Origin of the sequence: Rudaea sp. (genome assembly GCF_036383415.1) — a bacterium.
In the GTDB taxonomy this organism is placed as follows: domain Bacteria; phylum Pseudomonadota; class Gammaproteobacteria; order Xanthomonadales; family Rhodanobacteraceae; genus Rudaea.
This window is the reverse complement of sequence record NZ_DASVOK010000417.1, coordinates 1-14,402: the sequence shown is the minus strand read 5'-3', so window position 1 is coordinate 14,402 and position 14,402 is coordinate 1. Positions and strand designations below refer to the sequence as shown.

The window sequence follows — 14,402 nt, the reverse complement described above, 5'->3', positions numbered from 1 at the left end:
CGTAGCGGTTGGCCGGCGTGTCGAATTCCTTGTGGTTGCGCAGGTTGTCGGCGTAGTAGGTGATCAATTCGCCCGGGCGTGCGCTGGCCAGCACGCGCACACGTTCGCGCATCAGTTCGTAGTAGGCCTGCGCACGCGCACGCTGCTCGGCGGTCGGCTGGACCGGACGCAGTGCGCCGGGATTAGGTCGCGCGGCGGGGCCGATCGATGCAAGCAACGAGCCGGTCGAAATGGGCGCGGGCTTGCCTGTTGCTTCTCCCGCAGATGCCGTACCGCTTCCGTTTTTTGCGACACCGTCGACCGTGGGCTGGACGTCGGCTTTGCCTGCAAGTTCCTTCGGCGCGGCCTGCACGTCACCGACCGTGACCACGGGGCGATATTCTTTCTTGATCTGCTCGGCGCGCGCCTTAGCCTCGCTGATGCGCGTGGTCGTGACCGGATGGTCCATCAGCAGCGCGGGAATGTCGTTCTCGTCGAAGCCCGGGCGCAGCGCGCGCTGCATGCGCTCGAAAAATCCGGCCATCGCGTCGGGATCGAAGCCGCTCTTGGCCAGCGTGGTGATGCCGACGCGATCGGCTTCCGCCTCGTCGGCGCGGGTGAAGTTGATGCGCATCTGTTCGGCGAGGCCCTGCACGGCGGCGATCGCGCCGATATCGGAATTGCTCGTGCTGTACGGGCTCGATTTCGATGCGGCGACGACGGCAAGGAGCATGCCGGCCAGCATCAGCGGCGTCATCTTCTGCTCGGCCTCGACCGCGCGGATCAGATGATTCTGGGTGACGTGCGAGACTTCGTGGGCGAGCACCGCGGCGAGTTCGCCTTCCGTATCGCTGGTCGTGATCAGGCCGGCGTTGACGCCGACGAAACCGCCGGGCAGCGCGAACGCGTTGATCTCGTTGTCGCGCACGATGAAGAACGTGAACGGCTGGTCCGGCTGTGGACTGTAGGACACGAGCTTGTAGCCGAGCGTGTTGAGATAGTCCGCGAGCAGCGCGTCGTCGAGCACGGCGTTCTGGTTGCGCAACTCGTGCAGTACGTAAAAACCGTACTGGCGTTGTTCCTCGGGCGAGGCGACATTGCCGGCCGAACTGCCGAGATTGGGCAGGCGCGTGTCGGCGGCGTAACCGTGGCTGGTCAGCACCGCGAGCGCGGCGACGAGAAGAGAGGGCAGGAGATGCTTGGCGAACATGGGGGGTGACGCGACTGCGGGGGAAATCCGGGATTACCTTACTCCTGCCAAGGTTCCGCATCCACTGTTTGCGGCCTGTCGGGCGCTTTGCGCTCAGACGGCGTTCAAGCCCGCGCCGCTCTGGAAATCCGCCTGTACAGCCCCCACACTTGCGACCAGGCGCGTTGCGCACGAAGGAAAAACCGAAAGATGAGCACCAAGGTCGAAATTTTCACCGGCGCCAACTGCGCCTACTGTGTTGCGGCGAAGAATTTGCTCAAGGCCAAGGGCCTCGACTACGAGGAGTTCCGCATCGATCAGGATCCGGCCCGCTTCCAGGAAATGCTCAGCCGTTCGGCTAACCGGCGCACCGTGCCACAGATCTTCATCAACGGCGAACACGTCGGCGGTTTCGACGAGCTCGCCGCGGCCGAGCGCAGCGGCAAGCTGGCGCAATTGATCGGAGCCGTGGCATGAGTGCGCGAAAGCCATTGGCCAAGGCAGTGGTTGCACCGAAGAAAGCGAGGAAGCGCACGTCGGCGAAGGCGGATGCGAAAGCGGCGAACCGGGTCCAGGAATTCACCGAATTCCGCAAGCGCATGAACGAGCGCATTCTCGAGCACGACAACCAGGTCGTGCGGCGTTTCTTCGCGCTCGATACGCAGACCTACAAGGACGGCGCGCTGAATCTGAAGACCAAGGAATTGCTCGGTCTCGTCGCCTCGCTGGTCCTGCGCTGCGACGACTGCATCAGCTACCACATCGCGCAATGTCGCGACGCTGGCGTGAACCGTGACGAATTCTTCGAGGCGTTCAGCGTCGGCCTCGTCGTGGGCGGGTCGATCGTCATTCCGCATCTGCGCCGGGCGGTGGATTTTCTGGACAGGCTCGAGACCGCATCGGCGTAACCGGCGTTGGTTCTCGGCTTCGTGGCCGCCTGCGTTTATAATGCGCGGTCCCCTACGCTCCGAGTTAAACCATGACCACCACGATTGCAGTGATCCCCGGCGACGGCATCGGCCCGGAGATCATGCAGGCCACCTTGCGCGTGATCGACGCGCTCGGTCTCGATCTGAAGTACGACGTTGTCGAAGCCGGCCTTGCCGCGCAGAACAAGTTCGGCGAGCTGCTGCCGCAGGCGACGCTCGATGCGATCGCCAAGCACAAGGTCGCACTGAAAAGCCCGCTGACCACGCCGGTCGGCGAGGGCTTCACCTCGATCAACGTCACCTTGCGCAAGAAGTTCGACCTGTACGCGAACGTGCGTCCGGCGATCTCGTTCCCGGGCACCAAGTCGCGCTACGAGAACATCGATATCCTCACCGTGCGCGAGAACACCGAAGGCGCCTACATCGGCGAAGGCCAGCAGGTGTCGGCCGACGGCGATACGGCTACGTTGACGCAGAAGATCACGCGCAAGGGATCCGAGCGCATCGTGCGCTACGCGTTCGATCTGGCGCGCAGCGCAGGGCGCAAGAAAGTCACGATCGTGCACAAGGCGAACATCCTCAAGTCGACCTCGGGCCTGTTCCTCAAGGTCGCACGCGAAGTCTCGGCGCAGTATCCCGAGATCGAACACAACGAAATGATCGTCGACAACACCTGCATGCAGCTGGTGATGAATCCTTGGCAATTCGACGTGATTGTGACGACAAACCTGTTCGGCGACATCCTCTCCGATCTGTGTGCAGGTCTTGTCGGCGGCCTCGGTCTCGCGCCCGGCGCCAACATCGGCGAGCACGCGGCGATCTTCGAGGCGGTGCACGGTTCCGCGCCGGACATCGCCGGCAAGGGCATTGCCAATCCCTGCGCACTGCTGCTCGGTGCCTGTCAGATGCTCGGCCATCTCGGCTTCGAGGACCAGGCCAACCGCGTGCGCGTTGCGATCCGCGCGACGATCGCAGCCAAGGATCGCGTCACCCCTGACCTCGGCGGCAGCGGCACCACCGACAGTTTTGCCGACGCGCTGATCGAACGCCTGCGCTGAGCGACTGCAGCAAAGAAAAAGCCCGGCATGGAAGCCGGGCTTTTTTACGCCGGATCACGCGATCTATTGCGTGCCGAGATTGACCAGCGGCACGTTCGTGCGCGTGAAGGAACCGCCAGGATAGTTCGCGACGATCGTTGCCGTGTTCGTCGTGCCGAAATTCAGCGTGATCGTGCCGGCCTGTACCTGGTTCTGTGCCACCGGCGTGCAGGTGCGGCAGTAGCCTGCGGCATTCTGGATCAAGGGAATCGTCTGGCCGTTGACGAACGGCTGCGCATTGGCAACCGCCCAGACCGGCTTGCCGTTTGCGTCCGGATAGTAGAGGACGCTGAACACTTGCTCGCCCGCCGCGCCGCGGTCGACATCGAGCACAGAAAAGCCCCAGCCGGAATCGCTGGAGCCGCCGTAGTAGAGGCCGCCGCGATCGGGCGACGCGTTCTGCGCGAGCGTGGTCAACGGTTCCACGCACCAGTCGCCTTTTTCGGTGACGTTGCCGTTCGAGTCGGCAAACGACCAGCTCATCACGCCGAGCATGATCGCGCTGCTCCGATCGATGTTGCGGCAGGCCGGCGAATTCGCCGCCTGGTTGAAGTCGACAACGATGCTGCCTCCGGTGTTGGTCGTCGGCGAAGCTTTCTTCGCGACCGGATCGTAATGAAAGCGCACGAGCGTGCTGCCGTCGGCGCCGATTATGCTCGGAATGAATACGCCATCGATCACGTTGCCCTGCGCCACGAACATTTCCACCGAGCCGCTGGCGTCATAGGTATAAAAGTAGGCGAGGTATATGTCACCGTAGTCTTGCGTGTGCGACACCAGGCGGAAATCGAGGCCGTGACCGCTGTGTGCCCGGTCGTACCAGATGCCGGTGAACGGTTTGGCGAACGTGGCCGCCGGCGCGGCGGCGGTGGACCAGCCCATCGCGGCGAGCATCGGTGCCGCGAGGCCCATCGTGCGCGACTGGCCGACGTTGTAGAACGCGTTCATCAGGTCGCCCTGCTGCACGGTATGCGACAGCGTCGAGCCGACCGAAGTGCTGCACGACGTCGTGCTGGTCATGTCGCAGGGTGCGTACAGGCTCGGGAAATTGTTCGGCGGATTGCCGCTCATCTGGTTGGCCGAGGAATTCACCGCGAGCGGGTCGGACCAGCGCAGCAGCGTCGGTGCGAAACGGCTGCCGGTGCTGGCCGAAGTGACGGTGTTGCCCGAGGTCATCGCCGTGGCGCGGGCCGCGTTGTTCGGCTGGCTGTTCAACTCGTAGCCGAAGAAGGGCGTGTAGCTCTGTCCGTTGCTGGCGACGTTGACCACGTTGTCGCCGAAGACATCGTCCCACGGCCCCTCGCTGTAGTTCTGGTAGGTGACCGTCGTCGCACCGGTGGTGATGCCGGCGCGCGCGCCGATCGGTCCGGCGCTCGGGTCGGTGTTGGCAAGGCCGAGGAAGCCCAAGCCATGCGTGATCTCGTGCATCGCGATCGCGATGAAGTCCGAAGAACTCGAACTGTTGTCGGAGGTGTAGCCGAAGTAGAACGGGCTGCCGCCGAGCACGCTGGCCGTGCCGATGTCGGAGTTGAAGGTGATCTCGACTACATCGCCGTCGACGCCGTCGCAACTGCCACCGAGTGCGCCGCAGGGAGTGGTGCCACCCATGCGCGCGATCTGCGTGTTCGTGTACCAGGTATATCTTTTCGCCAGCCACGACATCGGAAAGCTCGTGTCGGTGAACGCAAGGCTGGTGGAGGACGCGTGCGCCAGCGTCGCGCGCGTGGCCGTGCCGCCGAGGTGTGCCCAGCACGCGTGCACGGTGATTGGCACCGGGGTGTTGAGTTGCGAGGCGAGCTGCTGTACGGCGTACTGCAGCGCGTTCTTGCGCTGGTCGCCCAGTGTCGTGCCGGGGTTGCCGCTGACCGCTGCGACCGCGGTCGAATCGGACCAGGGGGTGACATCGCAGTTCTGGGTGGGGTCGCTGGCGTTGGTACTCGGATTGCCGAAGTCGAGGTTGATGCTCGCGGTTGATACCGTCGTCGACGGCGTCACGGTCAGCGTCGCTGTCGCGCTCGAACTCGAACCGTTGATCGCGACGACGTACCAGTTGCCCGCGGCGAGCGGAATCGTGCTGGCGTTGGTGACCACGATCGATTCGTTCGACGACGAACTCATCGAATGATATTGCGCGTAGCGCTGGATCATGTCGTAGCTGCACGACGTCGTCGAGCAGTCGGGAAACGGCGAGCCGTAGCGCAGGAACAGATCGACGTCGCCGCCCGTGCCGGTCACGTTGACGGTGAGCTGCTTTGCGGAGGCGTCGACGGCGACATAACCGCTGGTCAGACCATTCGCCTGAAAGGAGATGTTGTACTGCGTGCCGGGTTGCAGCTGGGTCGCTGTCGCGAACGCCGCGATCGGTGTCGAGGCCGCTGCAAGGGCCGTGGCAAGAGCGAAAAACCAATTGCGCGTGCTCATTGCTGCGGCTCCGGCGAGATCGTGTTGATCGGCGCCTTGCCTGCGCGTGGATTCGGCTTCTCGACGCAGCCCACTTCGAGCGTGCCGTCGCTGTTGCGCGTCGCAACCGCGGCGGTGAGTTTCGGGCTGGACACGGACTTGCCTGCGATCGCGGGTTTCATCGCCGTTTTTGCATCCGCTGCGCCGGCCAGCGATTGGGTTTGCAAGGTGACTGTATCGGCCGCATGTGCGCTAGTTGCGCAAACGGCTACGGCGGCGGTGATCAGCAGGATCGTCCTCATGGCGGGCTCCTTGGGTTCGATGACGAATACGAAGCGTGTTCGAGTCTGGTGCAGCTCGCATTACCGGGTCCTTAATCCGGCAAGCGCATTCGACGCTCAGTTTGGCAGGTGATGTTGCAAAATGTGTGAAGGTCCGCGACCGAGCCGCTGCGCCGCGCGGAATGCGCGTTGCAGATAGCGTTCGGCGCGCTCCACCGCGTCGCACGTCGACAACCCCAAGGCCAGACCAGCGGCCACGGCAGAGGCGAGCGTGCAGCCCGTTCCGCGCACCGAATAGTCTCTGCGGCGATGCCTGAATTCGAGGTCGCCATCGTCGTCGCTGAAGTGGTCGCGAACCTGCGCGGTGTCGAGATGACCGCCCTTGATCAGCACGCTGCGCGCGCCAAGTCCGCGTAGGTCCTTCGCCGCGATGCGCATGTCGGAATAGGTTTGGATAGGACGTCCGAGCAAGGTTTCGGCCTCGGGCACATTCGGCGTCAGCATGTGCGCGAGCGGAAGCAGTTCGCGACGCAGGACGGCAATGGCGTTGTCCGCGAGCAGGCGGCCGCCGCTGCTGGCAACGAGTACCGGGTCGATGACGACGTTTGGCAGGCGGTGCTGACACAGCCAGCGCGCGACGAGGCGGGTGTTGGCCGCGTTACCGAGCATGCCGATCTTGACCGCGGCGATCCGGAAGTCGGCAAGAACCGCATCGAGCTGCGCGAGCAGCATGGACTGCGGAAGAACCCGGATGGCAGTGATCGCGCGCGTATTTTGCGCGGTGACGGCGGTGATCGCGGTGAGTCCGTGTACGCCGTAGGCGGAGAAGGTTTTCAAGTCAGCCTGGGCGCCGGCCGCCGAACCGGAATCCGATCCAGCGATGCTCAGGACACAAGGGGGAAGGTTGTTTCGGCGCATGCGGACAGGGGGTGATGTTGCATAAACACGACAGGTCGGGACGGATGGCTTTGCCACGTCACGAGCGCGCGAAACCTCAAAAATACGGGCTGACGAAGAATCGGCTGAACAAAGATGTTAAAACAGTCTTGACGAAATGTGGTTTTTTTGCCAATATCCCGGCCCATTCGGGGAGAACTCTGGACGTGCGTCTGGAACATATGCGGTCGACGACCTTCAAGCAACGCCTGCTCGCTGCGCTTATCGGCGCGGTATTGACGCTGCCTGCCGCATTGTCGTTCGCGGCTGCGCCGGCCGGCAAGTTGAAGGACGCCGTTGCTTCCGCGCGTACGTCGGCCATGCAGGAAATGGCGATGTCCGGCGATCTCATCGAGAGCTGGAGCGACTATGCGCTGAACAGCCTCAAGTCGAATTTCACTTGGGCGCGTGAGCCGGGCGAGGCTGCGGTCGAGGCGCCGACAATCTTCACCCGCACGCGGTCGAACTGGGCGCGTACGCCCGCCGCGCGCTTCCCCGAAACCTCGGTCGAGGGCGCCAAGGCATTCAATGTCGCGATGCAGACGGCGCATGTCTCCGATTCGCCGATCTACACGGCCGCGGCAGATACGGGAAGCCTGCTGCCGGAGCAGTCCCCCGGTCTGCGCCGCACGATCGTCGCGCCGTCGTTTACCCAGCCGCTGGACAATATCGGCTACTGGCGATTCTCGCTGATTCTCGCCTACCAGAAATTCGATTTGTTCGCGCCAATGCAGGGCATGCAGTCGGCTTTCGAGCCGAACAACTGGGCGAGGGCGGAGAATCCGTCCGCGCTGCGCAGCAAGGAAAACTCTGCCGGCTTCGGCTCGCGGCTCGACGTGGGCGGCCGCTTGAGGGAAGGTCTGGATTGGCGTGCGGGCTACCAGTCTCGCGTGGCCATGGACAATTTCTACACGTATCGCGGTGTCTTCGGCCAGGCGGGCAGCTTCGATATTCCGCCGAGCGCCAACGTAGGCGTGGACTGGGCGCCGGTGCGCAACGTCCGCCTGAGCGCCGACGTCGAGCGGATCATGTATTCGCAGATAAAGCCGTTCGCCGGTTATTCGCTGCCCGCGGACTTCTTCAGTTTCCTCCAGGGTTCCGGTCGACCGCTGGCTTGGGAGAATCTGGATGTCTACTCGGTTTCCGCGGCTTGGCGCAGTAGCGCGGGCGAGTTCGCCCTGCGTTACAGCACGCGCGAGCAGCCATTGCCGACCATGCTGGCGCTCAGACAGTTGCTTGAGTTCAACAATCTGGCATCGCACGATTGGGAGCTCGATTACGGCTTGACGCTCGGCGAGCGCTCGCTGTTCCGGTTCAGGGCGCTCTATGCGCCGATCCAGTTGCTCGGCATCCCGAGTTACACCGCCGAGAGCAACTACGGCGCAAATCGCATGCGCTACGAAGCTCTCCTCACCACGACGTTCTAACCGCTTTGCGGTTCGCGCGAACCTCGCGGATGTCCGTTTAATCCGAGTCACACGAAGCCGTTTTCAGGCATGTTTTCTTGTGGAAGCACCGCTTCCAGTCTTTGCCCGGCAATCCCTTTGTTTTCAGCCTGCATTGTGCTAGGCTGAACGCGCTTGCCGCTCAACCCGGCGGCAAGCTGACGATTACCATAATTACTACTAGAAAAATTAAAGTCCGATGGCTTTGCGTGCCTTCATCGCCGCGAGTTTGCTCGTTGTCGCCGGTTTGTGCCGTGCGCAAAGTGCTGCGTACACCGCGGGCGAGCCATCGACGATCGACAATTCGCAGATGATTTACAGGGTCGATCTCGCGACGAGATCGACTGTACCCGTGGGTTCCGCCGGGCTCTACAACGGTGATTCGACCAATCCGTTTACTCTGATCAGCGGTCTGACCTTCGGAACGGATCAGAAGCTGTACGCGGTCGCGCTTCCGTCCAAAGCGCAGCAGCCCCTGCTGGTGACGCTCAATCCGGTGTCCGGCAACGCTTCGGTAGTCAGCACGATCAGCGGCCTGGCCGGCACTCCCTCAGCGGCGAGCCTGTCTCTTTCTTTCAGCTGCGATGGCCGTCTGTGGATGGCCTCGTCCGAGAACAACAATTTCTGGGAAGTGACGCCGGCCAGCGGGCAGACGCGTCTGGTCGGCACTCTCGGAGTGAAGTTGACCAGTCTGGCGACCAAAGGCAGCACGTTGTATGGCTTCGGTGGCAGCGGCACCGCGAATCTGTACAGCGTCGATGTGGGCACCGGCGCGGCCGGCTTGATCGGCACCTACGGCATCGCCGTGCCGAATCCGGTGGACGGTGCGTTTGACGCGTCGGGAACATTGTGGGGCCTGCTGCGCAACTACAACGACCTCAACAATTCGCCGTTGCCGAGTCAGCTCAATACGCTGGCCCAGATCGACGCGGCGAAAGGCACGATGTCGACGCTCGGCACGATCGCGGATCCGAGGACGAACCCCCTGTACAAGTCGAGAATGCGTGGATTGGCGATCGCGCCTCCCGTCTGTGTGACCGACGGGCCACCGCCTGCATCGACGGTCGGCGCGCCCGTGTTTTCGCCGCTCGGTCTAGGTGCGTTCGCCGCTTCGATGCTCGCCGCCGCTTTGCTTGCGCTGCGCAGGCAGCGTCGCAACCGGCTTCGCTGATTCAGGCGTCGCGTTCCGCTGCGGCCGGAACGCGAACTGAACGATGCCGGCGTCGATACCGATCGCGCCGCAGCCGCCGCCGGTTTTGACGTATCATTCCGCGCTCGTAGTCCGAAACACAGGTGCAAGCAATGAGCAACGCGTCCAGCGCGGGGTTGCCGAAAATGTCGCTGGGTTGGTCTGGCGCAATCGATTCCTCGACAAGATTCCGCAACGCGAGGCGTTCCCTTGCAAGCTTGTGTCTGGCCTTGTGTGCGCCTGCGGCGTTCGCCGCGCCGTTCAACTATGTTGCCAACTATGCTAGCAATACCGTCTCGGTCGTCGATCTGTCGACGAACCAGATAGTGGCGACGGTTCCGCAGGCGGTTGCGGCAACGTCGACGGCGGCAGCGACACCGGGCATCGGCGCCGGACCGCTCGGCGTTGCGATCAACCCGGCGGGAACGCGCGTATACGTTGCCAACTACGGTGACAGCACCGATTTGAAGACGAACGGCACGGTAGCCGTCGTCGACTCCGATCCGACTTCGGCCACGCTCAACACGGTCATCGCCTCGATCACGGTCGGCGTGCGGCCGGAGATCGTTGCCGTGAATCCGATCGGCACAACGGCCTATGTCACCAACAGCGTAGGCAACACGGTGTCAGTGATTGATACTGCGACGAACAAGGAAACGACCAAGATTGCAGTCGGCGGCGTGCCGATCGGCGTGGCGTTCACGCCCGACGGGAAGAAAGCCTACGTCACCCTGGCGGACAAGAGTCGCGTTGCGGTGATCGACACGACCAGCAACACCGCGGCAACTGCCACGATCGCGCTGAGCCTGGGCAATCCGGTCGGCGTCGTGGTGAATCCGGCGGGCACCTTCGCCTATGTTGCGGACTACGGCGCAGGCTCCAATGGTCAGCTGGGTCTGGTCTCCGTGATCGACGTGGCCAAGGATGTCGAGGTCGCAACGATCACGGTCGGCATCGGCCCCATCGGCATCGCAACTTCGCCGGACGGCAGCCAGGTCTACGTTTCCAACTATCAAAGCGGCACCGTTTCCATCATCGACACGGCGACCAACAAGGTCACGGCGGAGTTGATAGTCGGCTCACTGCCACTCGGCATATCGGTCGACTCGAACGGCACGTTCGCCTACGTCAACAATTCCGGCGGTGGTAATGTGGCTATCATTGATTTGAGTGCGAACATCGTTCGCGGACCAATCAACGTCGGCTCAGTACCCAACTACGGTGCGATCACGAGTTCGGCCGGCTTGACCGTGAACCTCAACCAACATGGCCTCAGCGGTGCGTGGTACAACCAGAGCACGAGCGGGCAGGGCATCGTCCTTGAATCCACTGCCGACGCGAATGGCGCCGGTCACGGCAGGTTCTTCGCTGGCTGGTTCACCTACGACGTCACGGCCGCGGGTGGACAGCGCTGGTATTCGTTGCAGGGCGATGTGAGCAGTACGGACAAGACAGCGATGTTGACGATCTACACGGGCACCGGCGGCAATTTCGCTGCTGCACCGACAGTGTCGCCGGTTGCGGTCGGGCAGGCGACCCTGCAGTTCACCGATTGTTCGCATGGTGTCCTGCGCTATATCTTCAGCGACGGCAGCAATCGCAAGGGCTTCATCGGTCTCAATCGCCTCACCGGCGGGGCAACGTGCACATCTGCTGGCGACAGCGGTACAGCTACCGGGGGCGATCAATACTCGGGCAGCTGGTACAACCCGGAAACGAGCGGACAAGGTTTGGTCGTGAGCGTCACACCGTCCTCGAGCGGACCGTCCCTATTCGGTGGCTGGTTCACCTACGCGCCGAACGGGCAGCAGATCGGCGGCGGTGGGAGTCAGCGCTGGTACGCAATGCAGTCCGATGCATCGAGCCAGCAGAACTCGTTCAGTGCAAGCATGATCGAACGCAGTGGCAGCGACGCCTTCATGCAGCCGCCGCCGACCAGCCCGGCCAAGACTGTCGTGGGTACGGCGAATTTCCAGTTCACGAGTTGCACTACGCTGGATCTGACCTTTAACTTCACCGACGGTACGAACAAGGGCCAGAACGGGACCTTGCATCTAAACCGGCTCGGCGCTCCGCCTCCGGGCTGCCAGTAACTTCAAACGAAACGGCCGCAGCGATGCGGCCGTTTTCTTTATCCGCGGTCGTCGAAGTTCAGAGCATTTCCGAAGCGAAGTCGGCGAGTCGCGAACGCTCGCCGCGGCGCAACGTGATGTGCGCGGAATGCTGCCAACCCTTGAAGCGGTCGACCGCGTAGGTGAGGCCCGAGGTCGTCTCGGTCAGATAGGGCGTGTCGATCTGCTCGACGTTGCCGAGGCAGACGATCTTGGTGCCGGGGCCGGCGCGCGTGATCAACGTTTTCATCTGCTTCGAGGTCAGGTTCTGCGCCTCGTCGATGATCAGATATCGGCTGAGGAAGGTGCGGCCGCGCATGAAGTTCATCGCGCGGATCTTGATGCGCGAGGCAAGCAGGTCGTTGGTTGCCTGGCGGCCCCAGGCGCCGCCTTCCTGTGGTGTCGCCAGCACTTCGAGGTTGTCGGTCAGCGCACCCATCCACGGCGTCATCTTTTCCTCTTCGGTGCCGGGCAGGAAACCGATGTCCTCGCCGACCGAGACGGTCGTGCGCGTCATGATGATCTCGCGGTAGCGCTGCGTGTCCATCGTCTGTGCGAGGCCCGCGGCGAGCGCGAGCAGGGTCTTGCCGGTGCCGGCGGTGCCGAGCAGGGTGACGAAGTCGACTTCCGGGTCCATCAGCGCATTGAGCGCGAAGTTCTGCTCGCGGTTGCGCGCGTGCACGCCCCAGACCGCGTGCGAGCCGCGGTAGTCGTCGATGATCTGCAGCGTGGCCTTGCCGTCGACGACGCGCAGCACGCGCATCTCGATTTCGTCTTCGCCGGGCAGGTAGACGAATTCCTGTGCGACCCAGGCCTCGTCCTTCTTCAGCTTGATCTCGTAGAACGTGTGGCCGCGCTCGGACCACGAGCGCACCTCGGAATGCTTCTCCCAGAAATTCGCGGGCAGTTCGTTGTAGCCCTTGTAGAGCAGGCTGAAATCGTCGAGCGCGCGATCGTTCTCGTAGTCTTCCGCCTGGATGCCGTAGATCGAGGCCTTGATGCGCAGGTTGATGTCCTTAGACACCAGCACGACGGGCACGTCGGGGCGCTGCTCGCGCAAATCGACGATCGAGGCGAGGATCAGATTGTCCGGTATGCCCTTCTTCTTCGCCGCCGCGCCGTTGATCGGGGTGAAGTTCTGCGTCTGGAAATACAGACGGCCGACCTGCGCGCCCTTCTTTTTCAGCTGCAATGACTTCGGCAGGCGCAGTTCGAGGCCACCTTCGATCGACTTGCCGTTGCCTTGCTCGATCAACTCGTTGATGAAGCGGCTGACCTGGCGTACGTTGCGCGAGACTTCCGAGGTGCCTTTCTTCGCTGCATCGAGTTCCTCGAGCACCGTCATCGGCAGGAACACGTCGTGCTCCTCGAAGCGGAACAGGGCAGTCGGATCGTGCATCAGCACGTTGGTGTCGAGTACGTAGATGCGCTTGCCTCGGGTCATGCGATGGCTACCCTCGTGGGTCGATGGAAAGGAATGTTGCGGCCGCAGCGTGCGGCAGGAATGTGACAGCAGAACGGTGCCGGCTGGCTCACTTGCGCTCGGCGTCCAGTGCTTCGAGGACGGCGCGGGCATGATCCTTCACTTTCACGCCACGCCATTCGCGTTTGAGTTTGCCGTCGGCGCCGATCAGGAAGGTCGAGCGCACCACGCCGAGATGGCGCTTGCCGTAGAGCACCTTCTCGTGGATCACGTCGAAGGCCTTGCACCACGTCTCGTCGGGATCGGACACGAGTTCGAAGTTGAGCGCTTGCTTGGTCTTGAACTTGCCGTGTGAAGCGAGCGAGTCGCGCGAGACGCCGAGGACGACGGCGCCACGCTTGGCGAAATCCTTTTGGCGATCGCGGAAATTCTGCGCTTCGAGCGTGCAGCCCGGAGTCGAATCCTTCGGGTAAAAGTATACGATTACAAATTTCCCTTTCAGGTCGCGCAGGTGAATCTCGCTGTCTTCGCCAACTGCGCCGCGCAAGTCCGGAATCTTGTCGCCGATTTTCATGTGTGGCTCGTTACCTCAGAATTTCATCGGATCCATGATCGCGTCGAGATTGAGTCCGTCGCAGAACTCGAGGAAATCGTCGCGCAATCCGGCGATGTGCGTGTCGGAAGGAATGCCGATCGTGATCTGTGCCGAGAACATGTCCGCGCCGGTCTGCATCGCGCGGTAGCGCGTCGACTGCAACTGCTCGATGCTGATCTGGTGGCGCTGGAAGAACTCGGCAAGCTGAAAAAGAATGCCGGGCTTGTCGGCGGCGACGACTTCGACCACGTAGGGCAGCAGATTCGTCTGCACCGGTTTGGCGGCGGTGCGTGAAAACGAAAGGCGCAGGCGGTCATCGCGTTCGAGTCGGGTCAGCGCCGATTCCAGCTTGGCGATCGCGTCCCATGGACCCTGCGCGAGCACGAGCACGGCAACTTCCTGGCCGAGCATGGCCACGCGCGATTCGGCAAGGTTGCAACTGCAGTCGGCGATGCGTTTGGCGATGGCGACCAGCGGGGATTTTGCGTGTTCGGCGAACGCGCTGATCAACAGGTAGTTTTCGTTCGCGGCGGGGCGTTGCGTTGCGTCGGTCAAGGCAAAGCCGTCCTGATGGTTCTTGGGCCCGTGGGCATGCGGCCAGAATACTTGCCACGCCCCCTACCCGCAAGTAACATCGCCAGTCCCTTGAAATCCCTGCGTTTCGCAACGAGTACGCCTTGAAGAGCATCGCCGGAAGCATCTGCGCTCTCGCCACTCCGTTTCGCGGAGGTGCGGTCGATTTTGACGCGTTCGCCAGACTGATCGATTTCCAGCTTGAAGGCGGGACGCAAGGTTTCGTCGTTGCCGGTTCCACGGGCGAATCGCATG

Annotated in this window: 14 protein-coding genes; 7 read left to right on the top strand and 7 right to left on the bottom strand. The window is 62.7% G+C overall.

The annotated features are described in order from the left end of the window. The coding region (locus tag VF497_RS15270; RefSeq protein WP_330890248.1) for a M48 family metalloprotease at positions 1 to 1,189 on the bottom strand (1,189 nt) is incomplete at its 3' end. Between the two features lie 189 nt (positions 1,190 to 1,378). Here VF497_RS15270 and grxC point away from each other — a divergent pair. From grxC to VF497_RS15255, 3 genes are all read left to right on the top strand, one after another. Beyond that, positions 1,379 to 1,645, top strand: a complete 267-nt coding sequence (grxC, locus tag VF497_RS15265; protein ID WP_330890246.1) for a glutaredoxin 3 — start codon at positions 1,379 to 1,381, stop codon at positions 1,643 to 1,645. A gap of 122 nt (positions 1,646 to 1,767) precedes the next feature. Then, positions 1,768 to 2,076, top strand: coding sequence for a carboxymuconolactone decarboxylase family protein (locus VF497_RS15260; protein ID WP_330890252.1), 309 nt, complete (start codon positions 1,768 to 1,770; stop codon positions 2,074 to 2,076). Positions 2,077 to 2,147: 71 nt separating this feature from the next. Further along, positions 2,148 to 3,155 carry an isocitrate dehydrogenase gene (locus VF497_RS15255; protein ID WP_330890244.1) on the top strand — a complete coding sequence of 336 codons (1,008 nt, stop codon included), beginning with the start codon at positions 2,148 to 2,150 and terminating at the stop codon, positions 3,153 to 3,155. Positions 3,156 to 3,218: 63 nt separating this feature from the next. On the opposite strand, the gene VF497_RS15250 is transcribed toward VF497_RS15255, so the two are convergent. From VF497_RS15250 to thiD, 3 genes are all read right to left on the bottom strand, one after another. After that, on the bottom strand, positions 3,219 to 5,615 hold the full coding sequence (locus VF497_RS15250) for a hypothetical protein (RefSeq protein WP_330890242.1): 2,397 nt from the start codon (positions 5,613 to 5,615) through the stop codon (positions 3,219 to 3,221). After that, a complete protein-coding gene (locus VF497_RS15245) occupies positions 5,612 to 5,896 on the bottom strand; it encodes a hypothetical protein (RefSeq protein WP_330890240.1) in 285 nt (94 codons plus the stop codon). Before VF497_RS15245 ends, VF497_RS15250 begins: the two co-directional genes overlap by 4 nt. Before the next feature lie 96 nt (positions 5,897 to 5,992). Then, positions 5,993 to 6,793, bottom strand: coding sequence for a bifunctional hydroxymethylpyrimidine kinase/phosphomethylpyrimidine kinase (thiD, locus tag VF497_RS15240; protein WP_414706919.1), 801 nt, complete (start codon positions 6,791 to 6,793; stop codon positions 5,993 to 5,995). Positions 6,794 to 6,810: 17 nt separating this feature from the next. Between thiD and VF497_RS15235 the strand changes: the two genes are divergently transcribed. The 3 genes from VF497_RS15235 (at position 6,811) to VF497_RS15225 (ending at position 11,538) form a co-directional block, all read left to right on the top strand. Further along, a complete protein-coding gene (locus VF497_RS15235) occupies positions 6,811 to 8,238 on the top strand; it encodes a hypothetical protein (RefSeq protein WP_330890236.1) in 1,428 nt (475 codons plus the stop codon). A 217-nt stretch (positions 8,239 to 8,455) separates the two neighbouring features. Then, a complete protein-coding gene (locus tag VF497_RS15230) occupies positions 8,456 to 9,427 on the top strand; it encodes a hypothetical protein (RefSeq protein WP_330890234.1) in 972 nt (323 codons plus the stop codon). A gap of 248 nt (positions 9,428 to 9,675) precedes the next feature. After that, entirely contained in the window at positions 9,676 to 11,538 is a 1,863-nt protein-coding gene (locus tag VF497_RS15225; protein ID WP_330890232.1) for a YncE family protein, read from the top strand. Between the two features lie 58 nt (positions 11,539 to 11,596). On the opposite strand, the gene VF497_RS15220 is transcribed toward VF497_RS15225, so the two are convergent. The 3 genes from VF497_RS15220 to VF497_RS15210 all read right to left on the bottom strand — a co-directional run bounded on the left by VF497_RS15220 (position 11,597) and on the right by VF497_RS15210 (position 14,129). Beyond that, positions 11,597 to 13,000: a PhoH family protein gene (locus VF497_RS15220; RefSeq protein ID WP_330890230.1), complete on the bottom strand. Its 1,404-nt coding sequence runs from the start codon at positions 12,998 to 13,000 to the stop codon at positions 11,597 to 11,599. Positions 13,001 to 13,088: 88 nt separating this feature from the next. Continuing rightward, positions 13,089 to 13,553, bottom strand: a complete 465-nt coding sequence (locus VF497_RS15215; protein ID WP_330890227.1) for a peroxiredoxin — start codon at positions 13,551 to 13,553, stop codon at positions 13,089 to 13,091. Between the two features lie 15 nt (positions 13,554 to 13,568). Then, a complete protein-coding gene (locus VF497_RS15210) occupies positions 13,569 to 14,129 on the bottom strand; it encodes a glycine cleavage system protein R (protein ID WP_330890225.1) in 561 nt (186 codons plus the stop codon). A gap of 122 nt (positions 14,130 to 14,251) precedes the next feature. Here VF497_RS15210 and VF497_RS15205 point away from each other — a divergent pair. Beyond that, positions 14,252 to 14,402 (top strand): dihydrodipicolinate synthase family protein (locus tag VF497_RS15205; RefSeq protein WP_330890250.1); only part of this gene is annotated, 151 nt, incomplete at its 3' end.

What these genes read in the sequence shown, in the direction of transcription:
- grxC (WP_330890246.1), top strand. Translation starts at nt 1,379, where the DNA reads ATGAGCACCAAGGTCGAAATTTTCACCGGCGCCAACTGCGCCTACTGT.
- VF497_RS15260 (WP_330890252.1), top strand. Translation starts at nt 1,768, where the DNA reads ATGAACGAGCGCATTCTCGAGCACGACAACCAGGTCGTGCGGCGTTTC.
- VF497_RS15255 (WP_330890244.1), top strand. Translation starts at nt 2,148, where the DNA reads ATGACCACCACGATTGCAGTGATCCCCGGCGACGGCATCGGCCCGGAG.
- VF497_RS15250 (WP_330890242.1), bottom strand. Translation starts at nt 5,615, where the DNA reads ATGAGCACGCGCAATTGGTTTTTCGCTCTTGCCACGGCCCTTGCAGCG.
- VF497_RS15245 (WP_330890240.1), bottom strand. Translation starts at nt 5,896, where the DNA reads ATGAGGACGATCCTGCTGATCACCGCCGCCGTAGCCGTTTGCGCAACT.
- thiD (WP_414706919.1), bottom strand. Translation starts at nt 6,793, where the DNA reads ATGCGCCGAAACAACCTTCCCCCTTGTGTCCTGAGCATCGCTGGATCG.
- VF497_RS15230 (WP_330890234.1), top strand. Translation starts at nt 8,456, where the DNA reads ATGGCTTTGCGTGCCTTCATCGCCGCGAGTTTGCTCGTTGTCGCCGGT.
- VF497_RS15220 (WP_330890230.1), bottom strand. Translation starts at nt 13,000, where the DNA reads ATGACCCGAGGCAAGCGCATCTACGTACTCGACACCAACGTGCTGATG.
- VF497_RS15215 (WP_330890227.1), bottom strand. Translation starts at nt 13,553, where the DNA reads ATGAAAATCGGCGACAAGATTCCGGACTTGCGCGGCGCAGTTGGCGAA.